Raw genomic sequence first — 16,983 nt, 5'->3', positions numbered from 1 at the left:
TAGAAAAAGGGCGACTTCGGTCGCCCTTTTTTGTGCCTGAAATTCGTTGAATCAACAAGTTAGAACCAAGGCGTGCAGCCCAGTGTCAGAGCTGACTATAGTTCTTAACAAATGCTCCGCTGTGTTGTTGTTTCAATAAGGATTTGAATGAACAGGCTTATCGTTTTATTCGCAGTGGTGCTGCTGGCCGGCTGCACTGCCACCAGTGCCAAAACCCACGCCAAGCGCGGCGTCAGCGGCATTGAGATCGACTGCTCGGGCCTTGGCAGCAACTGGGACAAGTGTGAGAAGCGCGCTGCCCGGGAGTGCAAGATGCAGGGCTACAAGGTCATCACCCGATCCAGTGATGCCAAGGACGAGGAGGGTGACTATCTGTTCGGCTGGAACCCTGCCGGCGCTGTCACTCGTACCATGTTGGTGATCTGTAATTGAGGGGGTCAAGCATGTGTTCCGGGTATCCGTTTATGCTGCAGATAAGTTGGCAGGTGGGCTGTTCAAATTCACCAAGTCATGCTAAAACCTTCGAAGCGCTTTTCCTAGCTGCTTGAAAAAGAAGGGAAAAATATGACGAAGTCGGAGTTGATCGAACGAATTGTCACCCATCAAGGGCTGCTTTCATCCAAGGATGTAGAGCTGGCTATCAAGACTATGCTTGAACAGATGTCCCAATGCCTGGCTACCGGGGATCGGATTGAGATCCGTGGTTTTGGCAGTTTCTCCCTGCACTACCGTGCACCGCGAGTGGGTCGCAACCCGAAAACCGGGCAATCCGTCAGCCTTGACGGCAAGTTTGTGCCTCACTTCAAGCCGGGCAAGGAATTGCGCGATCGAGTTAATGAGGATGAAGACGAGGTTTGATACTCGTGAGGGAGTGGGCATGAGTAGATTGACGCGTGTTATTGCAATGCTGGTAGTGTTGGTGCTGCTGCTGTGCATCGTGGCATTTGTGCTGGAAAATCAACAGTCGGTTTCTCTGCAGTTCCTGAGTTGGACAGCCCCGCAGTTACCAATTTCTGTTTTCGTAGTGCTCGCTTTATTGGTCGGAATGCTTGTTGGCCCACTGATGGCGTGGGTTGCCAGGGCGCGGCGCAAGACTCGAGTTTGATCCTGGCCACTATTGATGAGTGGAAGGAAGGGGAGGCGATCGCCGCCCCTTTGCACTGGTTCAATTCGGTTCTTTCTCTCCAGCCCTGAACTTTACCGCCAACGCTATCAGCGGCAGATAGGCCACCAGCAGTCCCAGAAAGCCATCCACCGTGCCGTTGCCCACGAGCAGCGCCATAGGTAACAGCCATCCAATGTTGATTGCCGCTACCACCAGGGTAACGGGTGCGTGTTTACCGAACTGGCGAGAAGCGAACTGGTAGGCGTGGCTGCGGTGGGCCTCATAGACTTTGTCGCCTCTGAGCAGGCGGCGCAGCAAGGTCCATGTCGCATCAGTGATAAACACACCCAGCAGGATCAGCCAGCTCCACAGTAGCTGCGGCGAGACCCAGGCCGCTTGCAGCGACAGCACCCCCAGCGTGATGCCGAGGAACCCACTGCCCGCATCGCCCATGAAGATACGGGCTTTTGGGAAGTTCCAATACAGAAAGCCAACCACTGCAAACGCCAGTAATAACGGTGTAAACGCGATCAGCTCATGACCTGTTAGCCAATAGAGCAGCGCACTGCCAAGGCATACGCAAATAGCCTCGACGCTGGCTATTCCATCAATTCCATCCATGAAGTTATACAAGTTCAGCAGCCATACCAGGTAGACCGCTGCCAGCATATGGCCGATCCAGCTCAAGTCGACGGCGAATCCCGCCACCACCAGCGGCGGCAGGCCACCGATCCAGAACAGTGCCCATGCCGCGGCTATAAAGTGCCCTAGCAGGCGCCAACGTGCGCTGATATGGCCATGGTCGTCCAAAAAACCCAATACCGCGATGCCGGTCCCGGCGCCGAATAATGCGTACGTGAGTGGCCATGTAATCAGGCCAAGGCTGGCAGTCAGCAATAGCGCTAACAGAAAGCTGACGACGATCGAGACACCACCGCCCCTGGGCGTAGGCACGACGTGCGAGCTGCGCGCATTCGGGATGTCGATCAGGCTTCGAGCCAGAGCGTAATGACGCAAGGCCCCCGTTAAAAGGAGTGCGACAATCGTCACAGCCGGTAACAACCACCACATATTCATTTAGTTTGCCGTTCCAAAAAGTGTTTACCTGTTTTACTCAGTGCCTGGTCAACGCTGCTCGGCGGTGTCCAGCCCAGCAGTTCGCGGGTCTTGCCAATATCGACCTGCAGGGAGCCGCATAGCCTTTGAGCGAGTGCCCGGCGACCCAGCGCAGTGGCGCCGGTTTGCAGCAACCAACTCGGCACAGGTAGCAAGCGTGCGGGCTTGTTCAGAGCCGTTCCCATTCGACGCAAAAGCGCTGTGGTCGAGAGGTCCTCCCCGTCACTGACCAGGAAGGTTTGATTGGCGGCAGCGGGGTGCTCGGTGCACGTCACAATCAAATCAATCAAGTTGTCCAGGGCAACCAGGCTGCGTCGATTGTTCACGGCGCCAAAGGGCAAGGGCAGGCCTTTATGCAACCAGCGCATCATGCTCAGGAAGTTCGCTTGAACGCCGGGTCCGTAGACCAATACGGGACGAATGATCACCACTTCCATGCCAGTTTCAGAAGCCAGTTTTCGCAGGCCTTGCTCTGCTTCCTTTTTGGAGATGCCGTAAGGGTCGGTAGGGGTTGTGGGACCGTCAGCCGTATACGGCACGCCAGTCGCCGTGCTCTCGCCATTGACCTTGATCGAGCTGATAAATATAAAGCGCTTAACCCCGGCAGCCGCCGCTTGGCGGGCCAGGTTTAAGGTGCCTTCGACATTGATCCGCCGGTATTCGGCAAGTGGATCGGTGGATGCGTCACTCATGACATGGACCCGGGCGGCCAGGTGGATCACCGTTTCTTGGCTCTCGAGCAACACCTGCCAATCCTGATCGTCGGATAGCCCGCCGATAAGGCGCTGGTTGACGCGCGTATCAAGATCGGCCTTGAGCTCGCGTACAGCAGCGGTAATCGAGTGCTGGCGTTTAAGCAGTGGCGCGATTAACCCGCTACCGACAAAGCCACTCGCTCCCGTCAGGAGGATTTGCATAATCAAGGAGTTCCTGTGAGTGAAAGAACATCTTTCGCCATTTCGCGCATGATGCGGCCACGTGCGAAACGCTCGACGAAGGCATGGCGCGGGCGCGTCATAATATTGAGAGTCTTGAAGGACTGGATCCCTGCGGCGGCGTCACACGGCGCAAACACGGCAGCGTTTTCAATATGTTCAGAGACAAAACTGGCTGCGTAACCAGAGATGCCCGCCCAGATCGGTTTGCCCAGTGCAGCGTATTCAAAGACTTTTGATGGCAAGACCTTGCGGAAGGCGTCGTGGTCGTTCAAATGCAGGAAAAGCACATCCGCCGACTGATAAGCCTCGATCAATTGTTCGCGCTTGACCGGTTTCAAGAGTTCAACGTTAGTACAGGCGTGAGTGACAATGGCTTGTTTTAACAGCTCGATCCGGCCTCCGTCGCCGATCACGCGGAATCGCACCTTCCCTTCAAGTTGTTTGGCCAGTTGGGGGATAATGTTGTGCAGCCCCTGGCCTTCACCGATATTTCCCGCATAGACAATGTCCAGGATCGGGCTGGGCACCTTTTCTTCAGCGACGGGTTGCGCATCCAGGAATTCGCCATCGATGCCATTCGTATAGGTGGAGTAGCGTTGGTCGGGATAGCGTGATTTGAAGTAAGGAAGAAAACCTTCAGAGACCAGGTTGACCTTTTGCGCCGAGTGAATGGTAAAACGTTCAACCAGCGATAATAAGGGTTTAAGCAACCAGACTTTTTCTTTGGACAGCACATCCTTGATCGTGTCGACAAAGATATCGCGTATATCCAAGTAGAGCGGCGTTCGTTTTGTGCGTGCGATCACCGCTCCCAGCGTAGCGGTCATCAGGCGTGAAGAAGTCGCATAGACAAGATCGTAGTCTTGGTTTCGCACAATCTTGCGTGCAGCGTTGGCATACACCAGAAACGCTCTTGCTTGATCGACCATCCCGCTCTTGTGGCCAGGCAGGGCCACTCGGCGGATGGTGAGCCTCGGGTGCTTCTCCAGTTCCGGGGCTTGACTGCTGAAGGAGCTGTAGCGATTCGGCAGGGTTGTGATCAACTCAATATGGGCGTCTGCAGGGAGTTGCTCCAGAAGTGCGTCTACCAGTGCTGTCGTGCGGAATGAACCGGCTGACAGATCAGGCTGGTAGTAAAAGCTCAAAATCAAAAGTTTCACGTAAGCCTCACCAGGTTATGCGGGTGGTCAGTTTGTCTGTCGACATTTCAGCGACGATGCACTGATTGGGAACAGACTTGCCGAATTCCGGATGCCATGTGGAAGACACCACATTGATCCGGGTTGCGCCCTCTAGTGTCGCGACAGCGACCTGACCGCCGGGCAGGGTGATCGTTACCGTGTTGCCTTGTTGAGTGGTGCGGATATCAGGGTGTAAAAATAGCCTTGATACAGCTTGATCAAATGTGCCGGAGACGGAATCTATCACCTGTAATTCACCGGCCATCGCAACCCACTCGCGAACGTGCAGGTTTTTCCCCGGTAGACGCAGGTAGCCGTCATGGCTGCCACTGACACGTACGGTGTCGACTGTGTGTTCCAGCTTACCCACGCAGGTGCGTGCGCGTCGTGCGACCCTGAATCCGGCCCAGACTTCAGATGAGTTTTCACCGTTCACTTCTATTGTGTTGTGCGCTGCCGTGCTGCGTTGCCGTTGACGTTCCGCGTCTTCGCCGTATTGAGACGTTCCAGAGTTGACGAACACGCGCTGTCCAAACAGGCTGAGTTCGAAGCTCAGGGTGTCCGCATGGGTATGACCTGGCTGGTAATCAGGCGCAACCTGCGCAAGGTTCAACAATGCTTTGCACTGATCGCCAAAATTGATCGCCACGTAGCCACTTTCAGCCTGGTGTACAGCTGCAATCGTAGCGGTGGGCATGTCATTGGGCGCACGGCATCCCAATTCAAGCGCGTACGCCTCTATATCGAGCAGTGTGGGTGCAATGCCGAATGCCGAGTCATTAAAGAACGCAATGCCACCATCCGGGTGCTGGAGGCTGCGTAACCAGACCAGGCCTTGCTCAATCTGGTGCTTCCATTGGTTTTTGCGAATGTTAAGTTCCGGCAGCTCGGAGTGAGTGGCCAGGTTCAGCAGGTCGCAGATGTCCCAAAGAAGAGACGCGTGGTACATGGGTGAAAGTTCGAAGTGCGCACCGTCCGCCAGAAACTGCTCCTTGATTTCCTCATCAAGGATCTTCAAACCCTTGGACAGCCAGCTGTCTGCCCGATCGCCGTTCAGAAAGCTCCCGGCAAACACCAGTGCCTTGCCATTCACGAACAAATGGTTAGCGAGAATGTGATATTCGATCTGTTCAGACAGCGCGTGGGCCTGTGTAGCCAGGCTGTCCAGCCAGTGCGGTTCCAGGCTCGGTTGTTGTTGCAGCCACTTGATCAGATTTACGATGCGTAAAGAGAGCGTGTAGGGTTCCCAGCCGCATCCATGAAAGGGGGCGTTGTTTGTGATCCAACTGTTGACCAGGCGCGTGTCGAAGTCTCTTCGGTCTTCGCCTGAAGAGGCCAGATGATCCAGATAATGCAGGTTGTATTGCCAAATTTTCGGGCGTGTCTGATCGTGCCAATCAATCGGCGCCGTCAGGCCCATGAATTCAAACTGTTCGTCGGCACCGAAGCGCGAGGCACACCAATGGGGAGCCTTCGCCAGGTTAATTCCGGGGCGCCGGGTAAAGCCTTGCGCCGAAAAAGGCCGAACTTTAGCGAAGCGATAGTAAAGACGGTAAACAACCTGCTTCAATCGCAGCATTTTAACGGTGTGGTAGAGCTTGATTATTCGTTGCATCAACGTCCTGCTTAGGTCAGTCACTTGAAACTTAAAGTAGTGAGTATTGACTGACGCCAGTTAAGGGAAATTTATTTTCAGCCAGCGCTCGAAGTACAACACCTGCCAGAGTTTGTAGGTGTTGTTTGCGCTGCCTGAAAAATGATTGTTCACTAATTTTTCCACCTCTCCTCGGGCCACATAGGTGTAGATGCGCTCGAACTCGGTGAGCAGGCGTTGTTGGCCTATGCGTTGGATAATGCCATCCAGAGGTGGGTTGAAGCCTGTTTTGGGGCGATCAACCAATGAGGCGGGAAGCAGACTTTTCAGCAGCTCCTTGAGTGGGGCCTTTGGCGCTCCGCCTTTAAGCAAATCTGCACTTGAGGTTGCAAGACCGCTGGCCACCACGCGCTCGTCCAGCAAGGGGACGCGCAGTTCGATACTGGCCAGCATACTGGCCTTGTCCGAGACACTCAGGTTATGGCTCAAGAAGCCTGTCTGGTCAAAATGCTGTGCACATTTGACTTTGTCTTCAACGGCGCCGCTGTACTGATCCATTACGCCGGACAGGCGTTGCTTGTAGTGTCGTTCAAGCTCGTTGTAGTCACGAAAAAAGCCCTGCAACTCTTGGCGGGAGAAGTACCCCAGCATGCGCGAATACGCCAGGGGCCAATAGTTTTCCTGAGCATAGGACACCAACCGTTCGAACTTTTTGTCGAGCCGCTTTGGAAATAACTTGAGTTTTAGCAGTGTACTTAATACGGGATACAGCAGCCTGATGAGTGTGTGATGCTTGAGTACTGTGTAGCGTGGGTAACCTGCAAACGCCTCATCTCCGCCCATGCCACTGAGCATGACGGTATATCCACTTTTCCTGGCTTCGGTGGACAAGCGGTAGGTTGCCCAGAACGTATAGTCGGATACCAGTTCTTCGGTGTTGGCAGCGACGAAGTCGATGGACTCGAAGGGGTCTATATCTGAGTCGAGAATCTCCGTGACCACCAGCTTTTTGCCAAGGTGTTCGGCGATCCTGGCGGAAAACTTCGTATCGACAGCGGAGTCGTCCGTTGCGTCGTACTGTGCAAAAAATAAGTCAGCATCACCGGTGAAACTTGCCAGGATGCTGGAGTCTGCGCCACCACTGAAAAATACCCCGACCGGGACGTCCGCTTCCAATTGGCGCGTCACGGCAGAACGCACATCCTGCACGAGGCTTTGCTCGGTCTTGAAGTTCATGGCGCTCTGGTAACGCTGGGTTGTCATCTTGCCGGTTGCCAGGTCGAACGCCAGGTAACTACCGGGCATCAGTTTCTTGATGGATGTGTAGCCCGTGTTGGGCTCGTAGAGAAAGCCGTTGTTGAAAAACTCAAAGACATCATCAGGGTCTATGTCGGTGTTTACCTGCGAAAAACATTTCAGGCCGCGGATTTCTGAGCAGGCGTAGAAGCCGTCGACGCCGGTGTAGCAATACACCGGCTTGATGCCAACGACGTCCCTTACCAGAAAGGTTTTTTGGCGCGGCTCATCCAATATGACAAACGTGAACATGCCTTCAAGCAGTGCAAAGGCCTGCTCTTGATGTTCTACGTACAATTGCAGGATAACTTCGGTATCGGAGGTGCCTTTGAAGGTATAGCCTTTTTCGATCAGTTGCCGGCGCAATTCGTGATGGTTAAACACCTCGCCATTGAACACGATACTTACACCATGATTGTCGGCAAACATCGGCTGGCTGCCAGTCGGTGACAAATCCAGGATGCTCAGCCTGTTGTGTCCTAGCCCTACCTGATAGCCCGCGACACTGGCGAAATAGGTACCGGATGCATCCGGGCCACGGTGCCGTGTAACCGCCAGGCTTTTTTCCATTTGGGCCTGGGTCTCGGGTACACCGTCTTTGACTGCAAAAAAGCTGAGGCCACACATTATACCGACGTCTCCCTGGGGTCTTTGACGACCGTTTCCGGCCTGGTGTTGGAGAGTGACGCTGTATGCCCGTCAGGCAAGGCGGTACCCATCATTTGATTTGAATGCTTATGCGCCAGCATTACGCCCCAAGCTGCTGCGAGCAGTAAGTTGAAAGAGATCAGGCGAAACACCGCGAAGAACAACCCGTAGATCGCCAGCGTTATGACCGCCGTGCGAATCACGGTGAGGTGAGCGGGGTCGGACTTTAGAGTGGTGAACCGATATAAAACGGGAGCACCGAGGACAGTGATGTACATCAGCAGCCCTAAGACGCCGCCGACCATCAGCATGTACAGTGGCCAGTTATGGATATAGCCAACTGACTCCGTGAATGAATCACCGCCGGGCTTCTCCCAGCGCATCTCGTGTTTGATCCCGATACCATTGCCCAGCGCGGGGTGGTCCTGAAACATGCGCCAGGCGATTTTATATTCCTGTACCCGGGAAGAGACGTTGAAGTCCTGCTTCTCGTTGGCAGCGGGCTTGGACTCGGAGACTACAGGCGCCGTAGCGTCAGGCTGCGTGTGTTTCTCTCCCATGGACGCAATGGAAGAGGTTGCGATAGGTAATGCAGTATTCGCCAGGGAGTTCATGCGCCCGAGCCATACGTCTTGCATGCCGGTGGCAAAAATAAACACAAGGCAAAACAGCGCTTGAATGACAATGCCGGATACCACTTTTAGCCATAAGTGCCTGCGCGCGAAAAAGGTATAGAGCGCGAACAAGCCAATGACGAGAAGTGCACTGATCAGCATGCTTCGTGTGAATGTGATCAGCACGGCGGCTGTGCACAGCAGCGATATCAGGCCACTGATCCATGCAACCCTTCGGTCAGGGGTCAGCGTGCCGACGACATAGCCGAGCACCATGCCCAGCGGCAGGATCGCGTCGGTTGCTTGCGCCAGCACCATGGTGATGCGATCACGCATTGGGCCCTGTGCGTTAACGTTGCGCAGCGCTTCTTCATAAGGGATTTTTACCATCTCCCCGTTGACCTCAAGGGTCCAGTACGGCTGCCACAGACCGTGATAGAAGTAATAGAAAACGATGTAGCCTGCGGTCAATAAAATCAGGGTTCCCACCGAAGCGCCGAGCCAACGAACGTTGTTTTCTTCGCGGCCTACAAGAGCGCAGATCGGGATCAGTGCATAGATAAACAGAAAGGGCACTACCCCTCTGAGCCAATCAGTCATCGGAACATGGTGGTACATCGCTACAACCAGGTTCAGCACTAGAAACCCAAGGCCTATTAGCAATGGCGCGGCGAACAGGCGCAGGACCGATGTAAAACCCAGAGTACGGAGCAATTTGATCAATGCGCTGAGGAATACCGCCACCAGCAGGGCAGCAAACGCCACTTCCTGAGCGCCCAACGAAGTGGGCGCGGGGTGGAGAGCAAAGGCCAATGGGAATAGCGCCAATAAACCCAGCCAAGGCGACATGATGGCCGTCAATACCAATAAAGCGCTGCCGATAATGGCCGTGTAGAAAAGCACGCCAGGATCCAGCATAAATAAAATGGCGATGAGCGCTGCCGCCGTGATCGCCATGGAATTTTTTACGCAGTCAGGTTGACGCATTGCGGTACTCCATTGTTCAAGGGCGTATGGCTTTATAGTCGCTGGCTGTTTGTCCAATCACTTTTGCGGGTATTCCCACAACGATTGAATTATCAGGCACGTCTTTCAATACGACCGCTGAAGCGCCAATTTGACAGTTATTGCCGATGACGATATCGCCAATGATCTTTGCCCCGGCCCCTATGTAGCAGTTGTCACCGATGACGGGGCAGCGATTGATCTCGCTGGTGACATAACCCTCAGCGGCGCCGATGGTGATGCCTTGGCCCAGCACACAGCCGTCGCCAACCTTGGCATTTGCGTGCAGTACAACGCCGATCGCGCCATAGGCGAATATCGTGCCCCTTCCGATCGTTGCGGTAATTGGAATGTAAGAGTTGAACAGTAGGAAAATCACATTTCGAACAAGGCCTGGTAATAACGGCACTCGACGCCGGTGCAGCCAGTTTCCAACTCGATAAAGTTTTACTGCGTTCACGGTTAAAACCTCAGCGTGCGAAGATCAGCGGGTCGAAGCTGGAGTGCTCCCACTGCAATGATCATGAGCGAGCACATATACAGCACGGCCCAGACCAGGCTGATGTGTGTCAAAAAGATAGTCAGGGGAGAGAGTAAGGCGACCCAAAAAACTACCGGCAAGCGAATGCCAGGACGGCAGCTTATGTGCAGGAACAACAAGTAGGCCGAGAACCCGATAGCGTAGAACAACTGTGCCTGGTTCAAGTCTTTGACAAACAGAATCATGCTCGTTATGGCCAGTGGCGCAATGACAAGGTTTGCCACGATGACTTTACGGTGCAGGCCGGAGGCGACCAGATAGCGCTCTGTCACCACTGCCCAGTACAGCACTGGCAGGCAGGGCAGCATCACCAGATAGTTCGAGTACTGAGGGAACAGCCAAACCGCTGCGTACCCCGATAAGCCTACCAACGCGAAGTAGAAAATAGCGATCGACGTGATGATTCTATATTGCGCTTGGCGTTGCCCGCCCGAGACGAAGGCGACAAACACTGCCCTGACGTTGATGGGGAACAGGCTGGTAGCGGATTGAATGATCGAGACGATGACCCTGAACAATCCAAGGTCGCGCACGGGCAGGCTCTTGGAAAGAATGAAGGGCAAGATGTTGGTGAACAGATTGAACACCAGGGTGATGGATATCATTCTGGGTAATAACAGCAGCACACCTTGGCAGGTCTGCAGCAGCTGTTTGCCGACGGGCAGTTTCGCACCTTTGAAAAACAGCACCGCTACCGCAAACGCGCACGGAATCAAGTTGGTCAGAATCAGTATGTCGACGATAGTCAGCGAGACTATTTGTTGGTAGCTGATAAACAGGAGCGTGAAAAACACGCCAAGAAATAGCACCAGGTAGGCCACGATCCAGCGTTGCAGGCGTAGCCCGAACAGCGATAACAGGCATGCCGAGCTCAAAAGCATCACCCCAAGCAGGAGTGGGTTGCCAATGTGGTCAATCAGGTTCACAGCGCTGAACAGTACAAAAATCAGTACGGCCATAAATAATGAAGTCACCAGAATGTACTCGGCCTCCACGGTGGCAATCAGCTGCTCATTGACGATATCCAACAGTTTTTGAAATAAAAATACCAGCACGTTGGCCTTGATGAATGCGCCGTATGCTTCCAAGCCGTAAAGTCCGGGAATCACAAAGTTAACAACCAGGCCACTTATCAGTGTCAGCACCTGGATCAATAAATTGACCATGCCAGAACCTCTTGAACCTCATCATGACAAATGCAATTGCATGATCATTTAACAAACGTGCCCAGCTCGGTGCTCGGAAACCGACGCAATACTAACGGCTTGCGTCGATTTCCAAGCGGTATTCATCAAGCTTTTTTCAAGCCCACACACCGCGTGTGTCGATGACTTTGAGCGAGGACAGGCGTGCGCCCGGGATTTTCTTGAATACGCTGTGATCGACCAGCAGGACAATCACGTGCGCAGATGACAGCGCCTGATCGATTCCGCTCAGGGTTGCAATACCTTCAAGGCGAGCCGGCAGGTGCGCGATATTCGGTTCAATCGCCAGAACAGTACCGGGATGGGACTGGGCAATGTGTGCGGTGATCTCTAAGGATGGACTTTCACGCAAGTCGTCGATGTCCGGCTTGAAGGCCAGCCCGAGGCAGGCAACCGTAACGTCCTTGGCGGTTTTCGACGGGTGTTCCTGCAGGAATTGACCGATAGCCAGTTGAACCTGCTCCAATACCCACTTTGGCTTGCTGTCATTCACTTCCCTTGCGGTGCGGATCAGGCGTGCCAGGGCGGGCGTTTTGCTGACAATGAACCAGGGGTCGACAGCGATGCAGTGACCGCCCACACCGGGGCCAGGTTGCAGGATATTAACGCGAGGGTGGTGATTCGCAAGGCGGATCAGCTCCCATACATTGATGTTGAGTTCGTCGCAGATCATCGACAGTTCATTGGCAAACGCGATATTCACGTCGCGAAAGCTGTTCTCTGTGAGTTTGCACATTTCGGCGGTGCGGGCGTCGGTGATGATGCATTCACCCTCAACGAATGTTTTATACAGAGACCGCGCAGCTTCTGAACATTTGCTGGTAAGCCCGCCGATGATGCGATCGTTTTCGATCAACTCCCGCAGTACGTGACCCGGCAGCACGCGCTCAGGGCAATGCGCTATGCGGATGTCCGACTCTGCGCCATGGGTTTGCGGAAATGTCAGGTCCGGACGGGCTTCTGCCAGCCAGGCAGACATTTGCTCGGTAGCCCCGACTGGGGAGGTTGATTCCAGCACGACCAAGTCACCCTTTTTCAGGACGGGAGCAATGGCTCGGCTGGCTGATTCGATGTAGGAAAGATCGGGTTCGTGATCGCCCTTGAACGGTGTCGGGACGGCAATCAGGAAGGCATCGGCCGGCTCTGCGGTTAGAGTTGCCCGCAAATAGCCTTCGGTAACGGCGGCCCGTACGACGATATCCAGATCCGGTTCGATAATATGGATTTCGCCGCGGTTGATGGTTGCAACTGTGTTCGGGTTGACGTCGACGCCAATGACTTTTTTCTTACGTGCAGCGAAAACAGCTGCCGTCGGAAGCCCTATATAGCCGAGGCCGACTACAGAAACAGTTTCAAAGCTCATGAATTAGCCTTTTTAATTCGTGAAAGTACATCGAGAATTCGTGCGGATGCTTTTCCGTCACCATAGGGGTTGTGAGCGAAGCTCATCTGGCCATAGGCTTCAACATCAGTCAGCAAGACTCTCAAGTTAGAGGTAATGGCCTCAATTTCAGTCCCGACAAGTTTGACTGTGCCCGCGTCAACCGCCTCTGGACGCTCTGTGGTGTCACGCATCACCAGCACAGGTTTACCTAAAGAGGGGGCCTCTTCCTGAATGCCACCTGAATCACTCAAAATTAGATAAGAGCGATCCATCAAATACACAAAGGGCAGATAATCCAGGGGTTCGATCAGATGGATATTCTGGATGTCGCTGAGCAGGCGATTGACTGGCTCGCGTACATTCGGATTCAGGTGAACGGGGTACACAATCTCGACATCGGGGAACTCCAGGGCCGTATTGATCAAGGCCTGGCAGATATTCTCAAAGCCACCGCCGAAACTTTCGCGGCGATGACCCGTGACCAGGATCACTCGCTGGCAATCGCCCAGAAACGAGAACTGCTGGTGAAATTGCTGTTGCAGGGCCGGACGGGTCTTGATTCGGCCCACCACATCCAGCAACGCGTCAATGACAGTGTTGCCGGTCACATGGACGCTTTGGCTTGCGACCCCCTCTCTCAGCAAATTCTGCCTGGACGTTTCAGTGGGCGCGAAGTGCAATGCCGCAAGAGCGCCAGTCAGCTTGCGGTTTGCCTCTTCAGGCCACGGAGAATAGAGGTTTCCGGTGCGCAGGCCGGCTTCGACGTGAGCCACAGGAATTTGGTGATAGTAAGCGGCCAATGTGGTGGCGAACGTCGTCGCTGTGTCGCCATGGACCAGGACAATATCCGGTTTGAAGGTTGCGAAGACAGTTTTCATTCCCTGCAAGATGGCACTCGTGACATCGGTCAGATCCTGGCCGGACTTCATGATGTTCAAATCGAAATCAGGCTTGATTTCAAAGAGACTGAGCACTTGGTCGAGCATTTCTCGGTGCTGTCCAGTCACGCAGACCTTGGCAGTGAAGCGCTCATCTGCTGCAAGGCTCAACGCCAAGGGAGCCATTTTGATTGCTTCAGGTCGTGTGCCGAATACACACAGGGTTCTTAAAGTCATCGCAACACCGCTACTTAAAGTAAAAATCAATGCACGCTTACGTCATAATCCGCGGATTAGGGTGCCGTCAGTTGTGATACGTTTTTGCACACGCTATGCCAGGGCGCAGGGCCGCGGGACAGCACAATCAGATAGTGGAAACATGACATCTGATAGTTGTGCATGCGTTATTTTTTGGAATTCCACTCGCAGGCAGTTGCAGGCCCGTGAGTTGAGGTTCGTGCGAATTCCAAGCCATTTGCCTGGGTCTAGTGAAAATTCTCGGGCGTCCTCCTTTCGTCCCGTTTGGCAGTGCGTATGTACACCTGCGATGATCACTCAGCAAGTAGTGCGCATACTCTAAAGTATCCCTCCCATTCGGCTCCAAGGCAAAAATTGGCTTGCATTGGGGCTGGTTAGTTTCGTTAAAACATGATCGCGGATTAGCATCTCTATGATTAAAGTCAACCGTCAAGTGCGGGTGATCCGGTCATTATTTTGTCGCGGCGGATGCTTACAGATTTTTCCTACAGCGCTTTCCGCTGTAGCGGCGCAGGTGAACGCGTTGCGGAGTATAGCCTCTTTAGGCGTGTTTTTTCCAAGATTGGAATGGAACAGCTGTTCGACTGGCTCTAAAAGGGCATTCGCGAGACGTTCTAGATTAAGGGACTTAGAGTCCAGCTATACCATTAATGAACATCGACGGTGGCATCAGCCTCTCTCGTATTGTTTTAAGGGTGACCATTTTTGTTACATTTTGCTATACGATACTGTTGCTGTGCTAGCTAATGATACGGCTGCAACTCAACGTCTCGGGCCAAGCCTAGCAGCTTGTCAGGTGTTCGCCATTTTTTGTTCGTGAGCGCTCGAACCCCGCGGTTTCGTAGGGGTCAGTGCCTACCCGTCCTGGTTTTTTTTGGGGCTGAGAAAGGATTTCAAAGGATTTCCGACACAACAAGGGTATCATCCCATCTATGGTGTTTACTGTAGGTGTCGAGTACCACCGTGGTATTTTCTGTACAGAATAGGGGTTATTAACCCAAGGAAAGGTCGTCAAAGGAGTGCGATTTTTCTGAAAGGAGATTTTCATGCAGTTGCCACGTCTGTACGATTTTTGTTCAGTGCGGGTTATTCATTGTGGATCGCTATTTTCGTCTATTCGCGGGCAGGGTTTTGATTCTAGGAGCGTGGAAAAGTGTTGGAGAGGGGCATGGATAAGATGAGAGTTTTTTTATTAAATCTGCCGCGCCGCCACAAGCGCATTCTTCAGGTGCTTGTCGATATTGTACTGGTGTGGATTTCATTATGGTTGGCCTTCGTCGTACGGCTTGGAATTGCCGAGATGGAACAACCGATCCAGCGATACTTATGGCTGTTCGTGAGCGCTCCGGTTATTGCCATTCCCCTGTTTGTTCGCTTTGGCATGTACCGCGCCGTCATGCGTTACTTTGGTAACGATGCACTTATTACTATTATCAAGGCGGTGAGCCTTTCTTCACTTATTCTTGGCTTGGCTGTCTATCTTTACAGCAACCATCAATACGTTGTTCCACGCTCGGTTATTTTCAATTATTGGTGGTTGTGCCTGGTTACCGTAGGCGGGTTGAGACTAGCGATGCGCCAGTACTTCATGGGGGATTGGTTCTCTGCAGCACAGCATGTTCCCTTTACCAATCGTGATGATGGCTTGACGAAAGTTGCCATTTACGGAGCCGGCTCGGCGGGTAATCAATTGGTTGCTGCGTTGCGCATGGGGCGTGTCATGCGGCCGGTCGCCTTTATCGATGACGACGGGAGTATCGCAGGTCGTGTCATCTCTGGGCTGCAGGTGTTCAAGCCCAAGCATATTCAGCAGATGATCGACACAACAGGCGCTCAGCAGATATTGCTCGCAGTGCCTTCGGCGGGCCGCGGGCGCAGGCGTGAGATTCTCTCGAACTTGGAGCGTTTTCCGCTGCATGTGCGCAGTGTTCCGGATTTTATGGACCTGGCCAGTGGCCGCGTCAAGGTCGACGATATTCAGGAAGTCGATATTGCCGACTTGCTGGGGCGTGATGCAGTGCCAGCCCAGGAAGACCTGCTTGCACGTTGTATCGTTGGCCAGTCGGTCTTGGTCACGGGAGCAGGGGGGTCGATCGGGTCTGAGCTATGCCGGCAGATTTTGACGCAGAAACCCAAGACCTTACTCTTGTTCGAACACAGCGAATTTAACCTCTACAGTATCCTGTCCGAACTTGAACACCGCGTTGCGCATGAGTCAATGCCCATTAAGTTATTGCCCATTCTGGGTTCGGTACGCGACGAGAATAAATTACTTGATGTTATGAAGAGCTGGCACGTCGACACGGTTTATCATGCGGCTGCGTACAAGCATGTGCCGATTGTCGAACACAACATTGCCGAAGGTGTCTTGAATAACATCATTGGTACTTTGAATACCGCCCAGGCAGCCTTGAAGGCCGGTGTGGTGAACTTTGTGCTGATTTCCACCGACAAGGCTGTTCGCCCCACTAATGTGATGGGGAGTACCAAGCGCCTTGCAGAATTAGCCCTGCAAGCCCTCAGCGTTGAAAAAGCGCCGGTGATGTTTGGCGACAAGTCTGGCGTGGCCCGCGTAAACAAAACGCGCTTCACGATGGTCAGGTTCGGCAATGTACTGGGTTCTTCCGGCTCAGTGATTCCGCTTTTTCACCGGCAGATCAAGGCCGGCGGTCCATTGACCGTCACACACCCAAAAATTACGCGTTATTTCATGACCATCCCCGAAGCGGCCCAACTGGTGATCCAGGCCGGTTCCATGGGGCAGGGGGGGGACGTGTTCGTTCTGGACATGGGTGAGCCCGTAAAAATTGTAGAGCTTGCGGAAAAGATGATTCATTTATCCGGGCTGAGTGTACGCACGGATAAAAACCCTCTCGGGGATATCGCGATTGAGTTCACCGGATTGCGGCCAGGCGAAAAGCTTTACGAGGAGTTGCTGATCGGCAACAACGTCGTCGCTACCCAGCACCCGATGATTATGAGCGCCAACGAGGATCACCTGGCGTGGGACGTACTCAAAAGCAAACTGAGCGAATTGCTCGGCGCGGTGAGTGAGGACGACTACACCCGTGTGCGTCAGATCCTGCGCGAGACAGTCAGTGGCTACTCGCCCGACGGCGAAATCGTCGATTGGATCTACCAGCAGCGCCGTTTGGAGCCGTGAGTTAACACCCTGTTACTCACCCGTTTTTGACTCTCTCCCCACATCGCCTAAGTTAGA

General features: G+C 53.6%; 14 protein-coding genes. 4 read left to right on the top strand and 10 right to left on the bottom strand.

The features are described from left to right. Nucleotides 1–147: 147 nt before the first annotated feature. From AOA62_RS15605 to AOA62_RS15595, 3 genes are all read left to right on the top strand, one after another. Entirely contained in the window at nt 148–432 is a 285-nt protein-coding gene (locus AOA62_RS15605) for a hypothetical protein (protein ID WP_017136101.1), read from the top strand. Nucleotides 433–564: 132 nt separating this feature from the next. Continuing rightward, nucleotides 565–858 carry an integration host factor subunit beta gene (ihfB, locus tag AOA62_RS15600; RefSeq protein WP_003172657.1) on the top strand — a complete coding sequence of 98 codons (294 nt, stop codon included), beginning with the start codon at nt 565–567 and terminating at the stop codon, nt 856–858. Nucleotides 859–877: 19 nt separating this feature from the next. After that, a complete protein-coding gene (locus AOA62_RS15595) occupies nt 878–1,105 on the top strand; it encodes a LapA family protein (RefSeq protein ID WP_026013607.1) in 228 nt (75 codons plus the stop codon). Between the two features lie 60 nt (nt 1,106–1,165). On the opposite strand, the gene AOA62_RS15590 is transcribed toward AOA62_RS15595, so the two are convergent. The 10 genes from AOA62_RS15590 to wecB form a co-directional block, all read right to left on the bottom strand. Beyond that, a complete protein-coding gene (locus AOA62_RS15590; protein ID WP_017136099.1) occupies nt 1,166–2,182 on the bottom strand; it encodes a glycosyltransferase family 4 protein in 1,017 nt (338 codons plus the stop codon). Next, nucleotides 2,179–3,138, bottom strand: a complete 960-nt coding sequence (locus tag AOA62_RS15585) for an SDR family oxidoreductase (RefSeq protein ID WP_017136098.1) — start codon at nt 3,136–3,138, stop codon at nt 2,179–2,181. The genes AOA62_RS15590 and AOA62_RS15585 overlap by 4 nt, the downstream gene beginning before the upstream one ends. Nucleotides 3,139–3,140: 2 nt before the next feature. Then, entirely contained in the window at nt 3,141–4,319 is a 1,179-nt protein-coding gene (locus AOA62_RS15580) for a glycosyltransferase family 4 protein (RefSeq protein WP_017136097.1), read from the bottom strand. Nucleotides 4,320–4,326: 7 nt separating this feature from the next. Further along, nucleotides 4,327–5,955, bottom strand: coding sequence for a heparinase II/III family protein (locus AOA62_RS15575; protein WP_099549094.1), 1,629 nt, complete (start codon nt 5,953–5,955; stop codon nt 4,327–4,329). 60 nt (nt 5,956–6,015) lie between these two features. Then, the gene (gene asnB, locus AOA62_RS15570; protein ID WP_099549093.1) at nt 6,016–7,857 is read right to left on the bottom strand and encodes an asparagine synthase (glutamine-hydrolyzing); all 1,842 of its coding nucleotides are present in this window, start codon (nt 7,855–7,857) and stop codon (nt 6,016–6,018) included. After that, nucleotides 7,857–9,479, bottom strand: coding sequence for an O-antigen ligase (locus AOA62_RS15565; protein WP_099549092.1), 1,623 nt, complete (start codon nt 9,477–9,479; stop codon nt 7,857–7,859). Before AOA62_RS15565 ends, asnB begins: the two co-directional genes overlap by 1 nt. Before the next feature lie 16 nt (nt 9,480–9,495). Further along, a complete protein-coding gene (locus AOA62_RS15560; RefSeq protein ID WP_026013606.1) occupies nt 9,496–9,957 on the bottom strand; it encodes a serine O-acetyltransferase in 462 nt (153 codons plus the stop codon). Nucleotides 9,958–9,959: 2 nt separating this feature from the next. Continuing rightward, entirely contained in the window at nt 9,960–11,204 is a 1,245-nt protein-coding gene (locus AOA62_RS15555; protein ID WP_017136092.1) for a hypothetical protein, read from the bottom strand. A gap of 136 nt (nt 11,205–11,340) precedes the next feature. Continuing rightward, nucleotides 11,341–12,606: a UDP-N-acetyl-D-mannosamine dehydrogenase gene (wecC, locus tag AOA62_RS15550; RefSeq protein ID WP_099549091.1), complete on the bottom strand. Its 1,266-nt coding sequence runs from the start codon at nt 12,604–12,606 to the stop codon at nt 11,341–11,343. Continuing rightward, on the bottom strand, nt 12,603–13,742 hold the full coding sequence (gene wecB, locus AOA62_RS15545) for a non-hydrolyzing UDP-N-acetylglucosamine 2-epimerase (RefSeq protein ID WP_099549090.1): 1,140 nt from the start codon (nt 13,740–13,742) through the stop codon (nt 12,603–12,605). The genes wecC and wecB overlap by 4 nt, the downstream gene beginning before the upstream one ends. A gap of 1,189 nt (nt 13,743–14,931) precedes the next feature. On the opposite strand from wecB, the gene AOA62_RS15540 reads away from it, so the two are divergent. Beyond that, a complete protein-coding gene (locus tag AOA62_RS15540; RefSeq protein ID WP_099549089.1) occupies nt 14,932–16,926 on the top strand; it encodes a nucleoside-diphosphate sugar epimerase/dehydratase in 1,995 nt (664 codons plus the stop codon). Nucleotides 16,927–16,983: the final 57 nt, after the last annotated feature.

Source organism: Pseudomonas sp. 2995-3, from assembly GCF_002742565.1.
Classification (GTDB): domain Bacteria; phylum Pseudomonadota; class Gammaproteobacteria; order Pseudomonadales; family Pseudomonadaceae; genus Aquipseudomonas; species Aquipseudomonas edaphica.
Note: the sequence above shows the minus strand (reverse complement) of the source record. Positions and strands in the feature narration are given on the sequence as shown.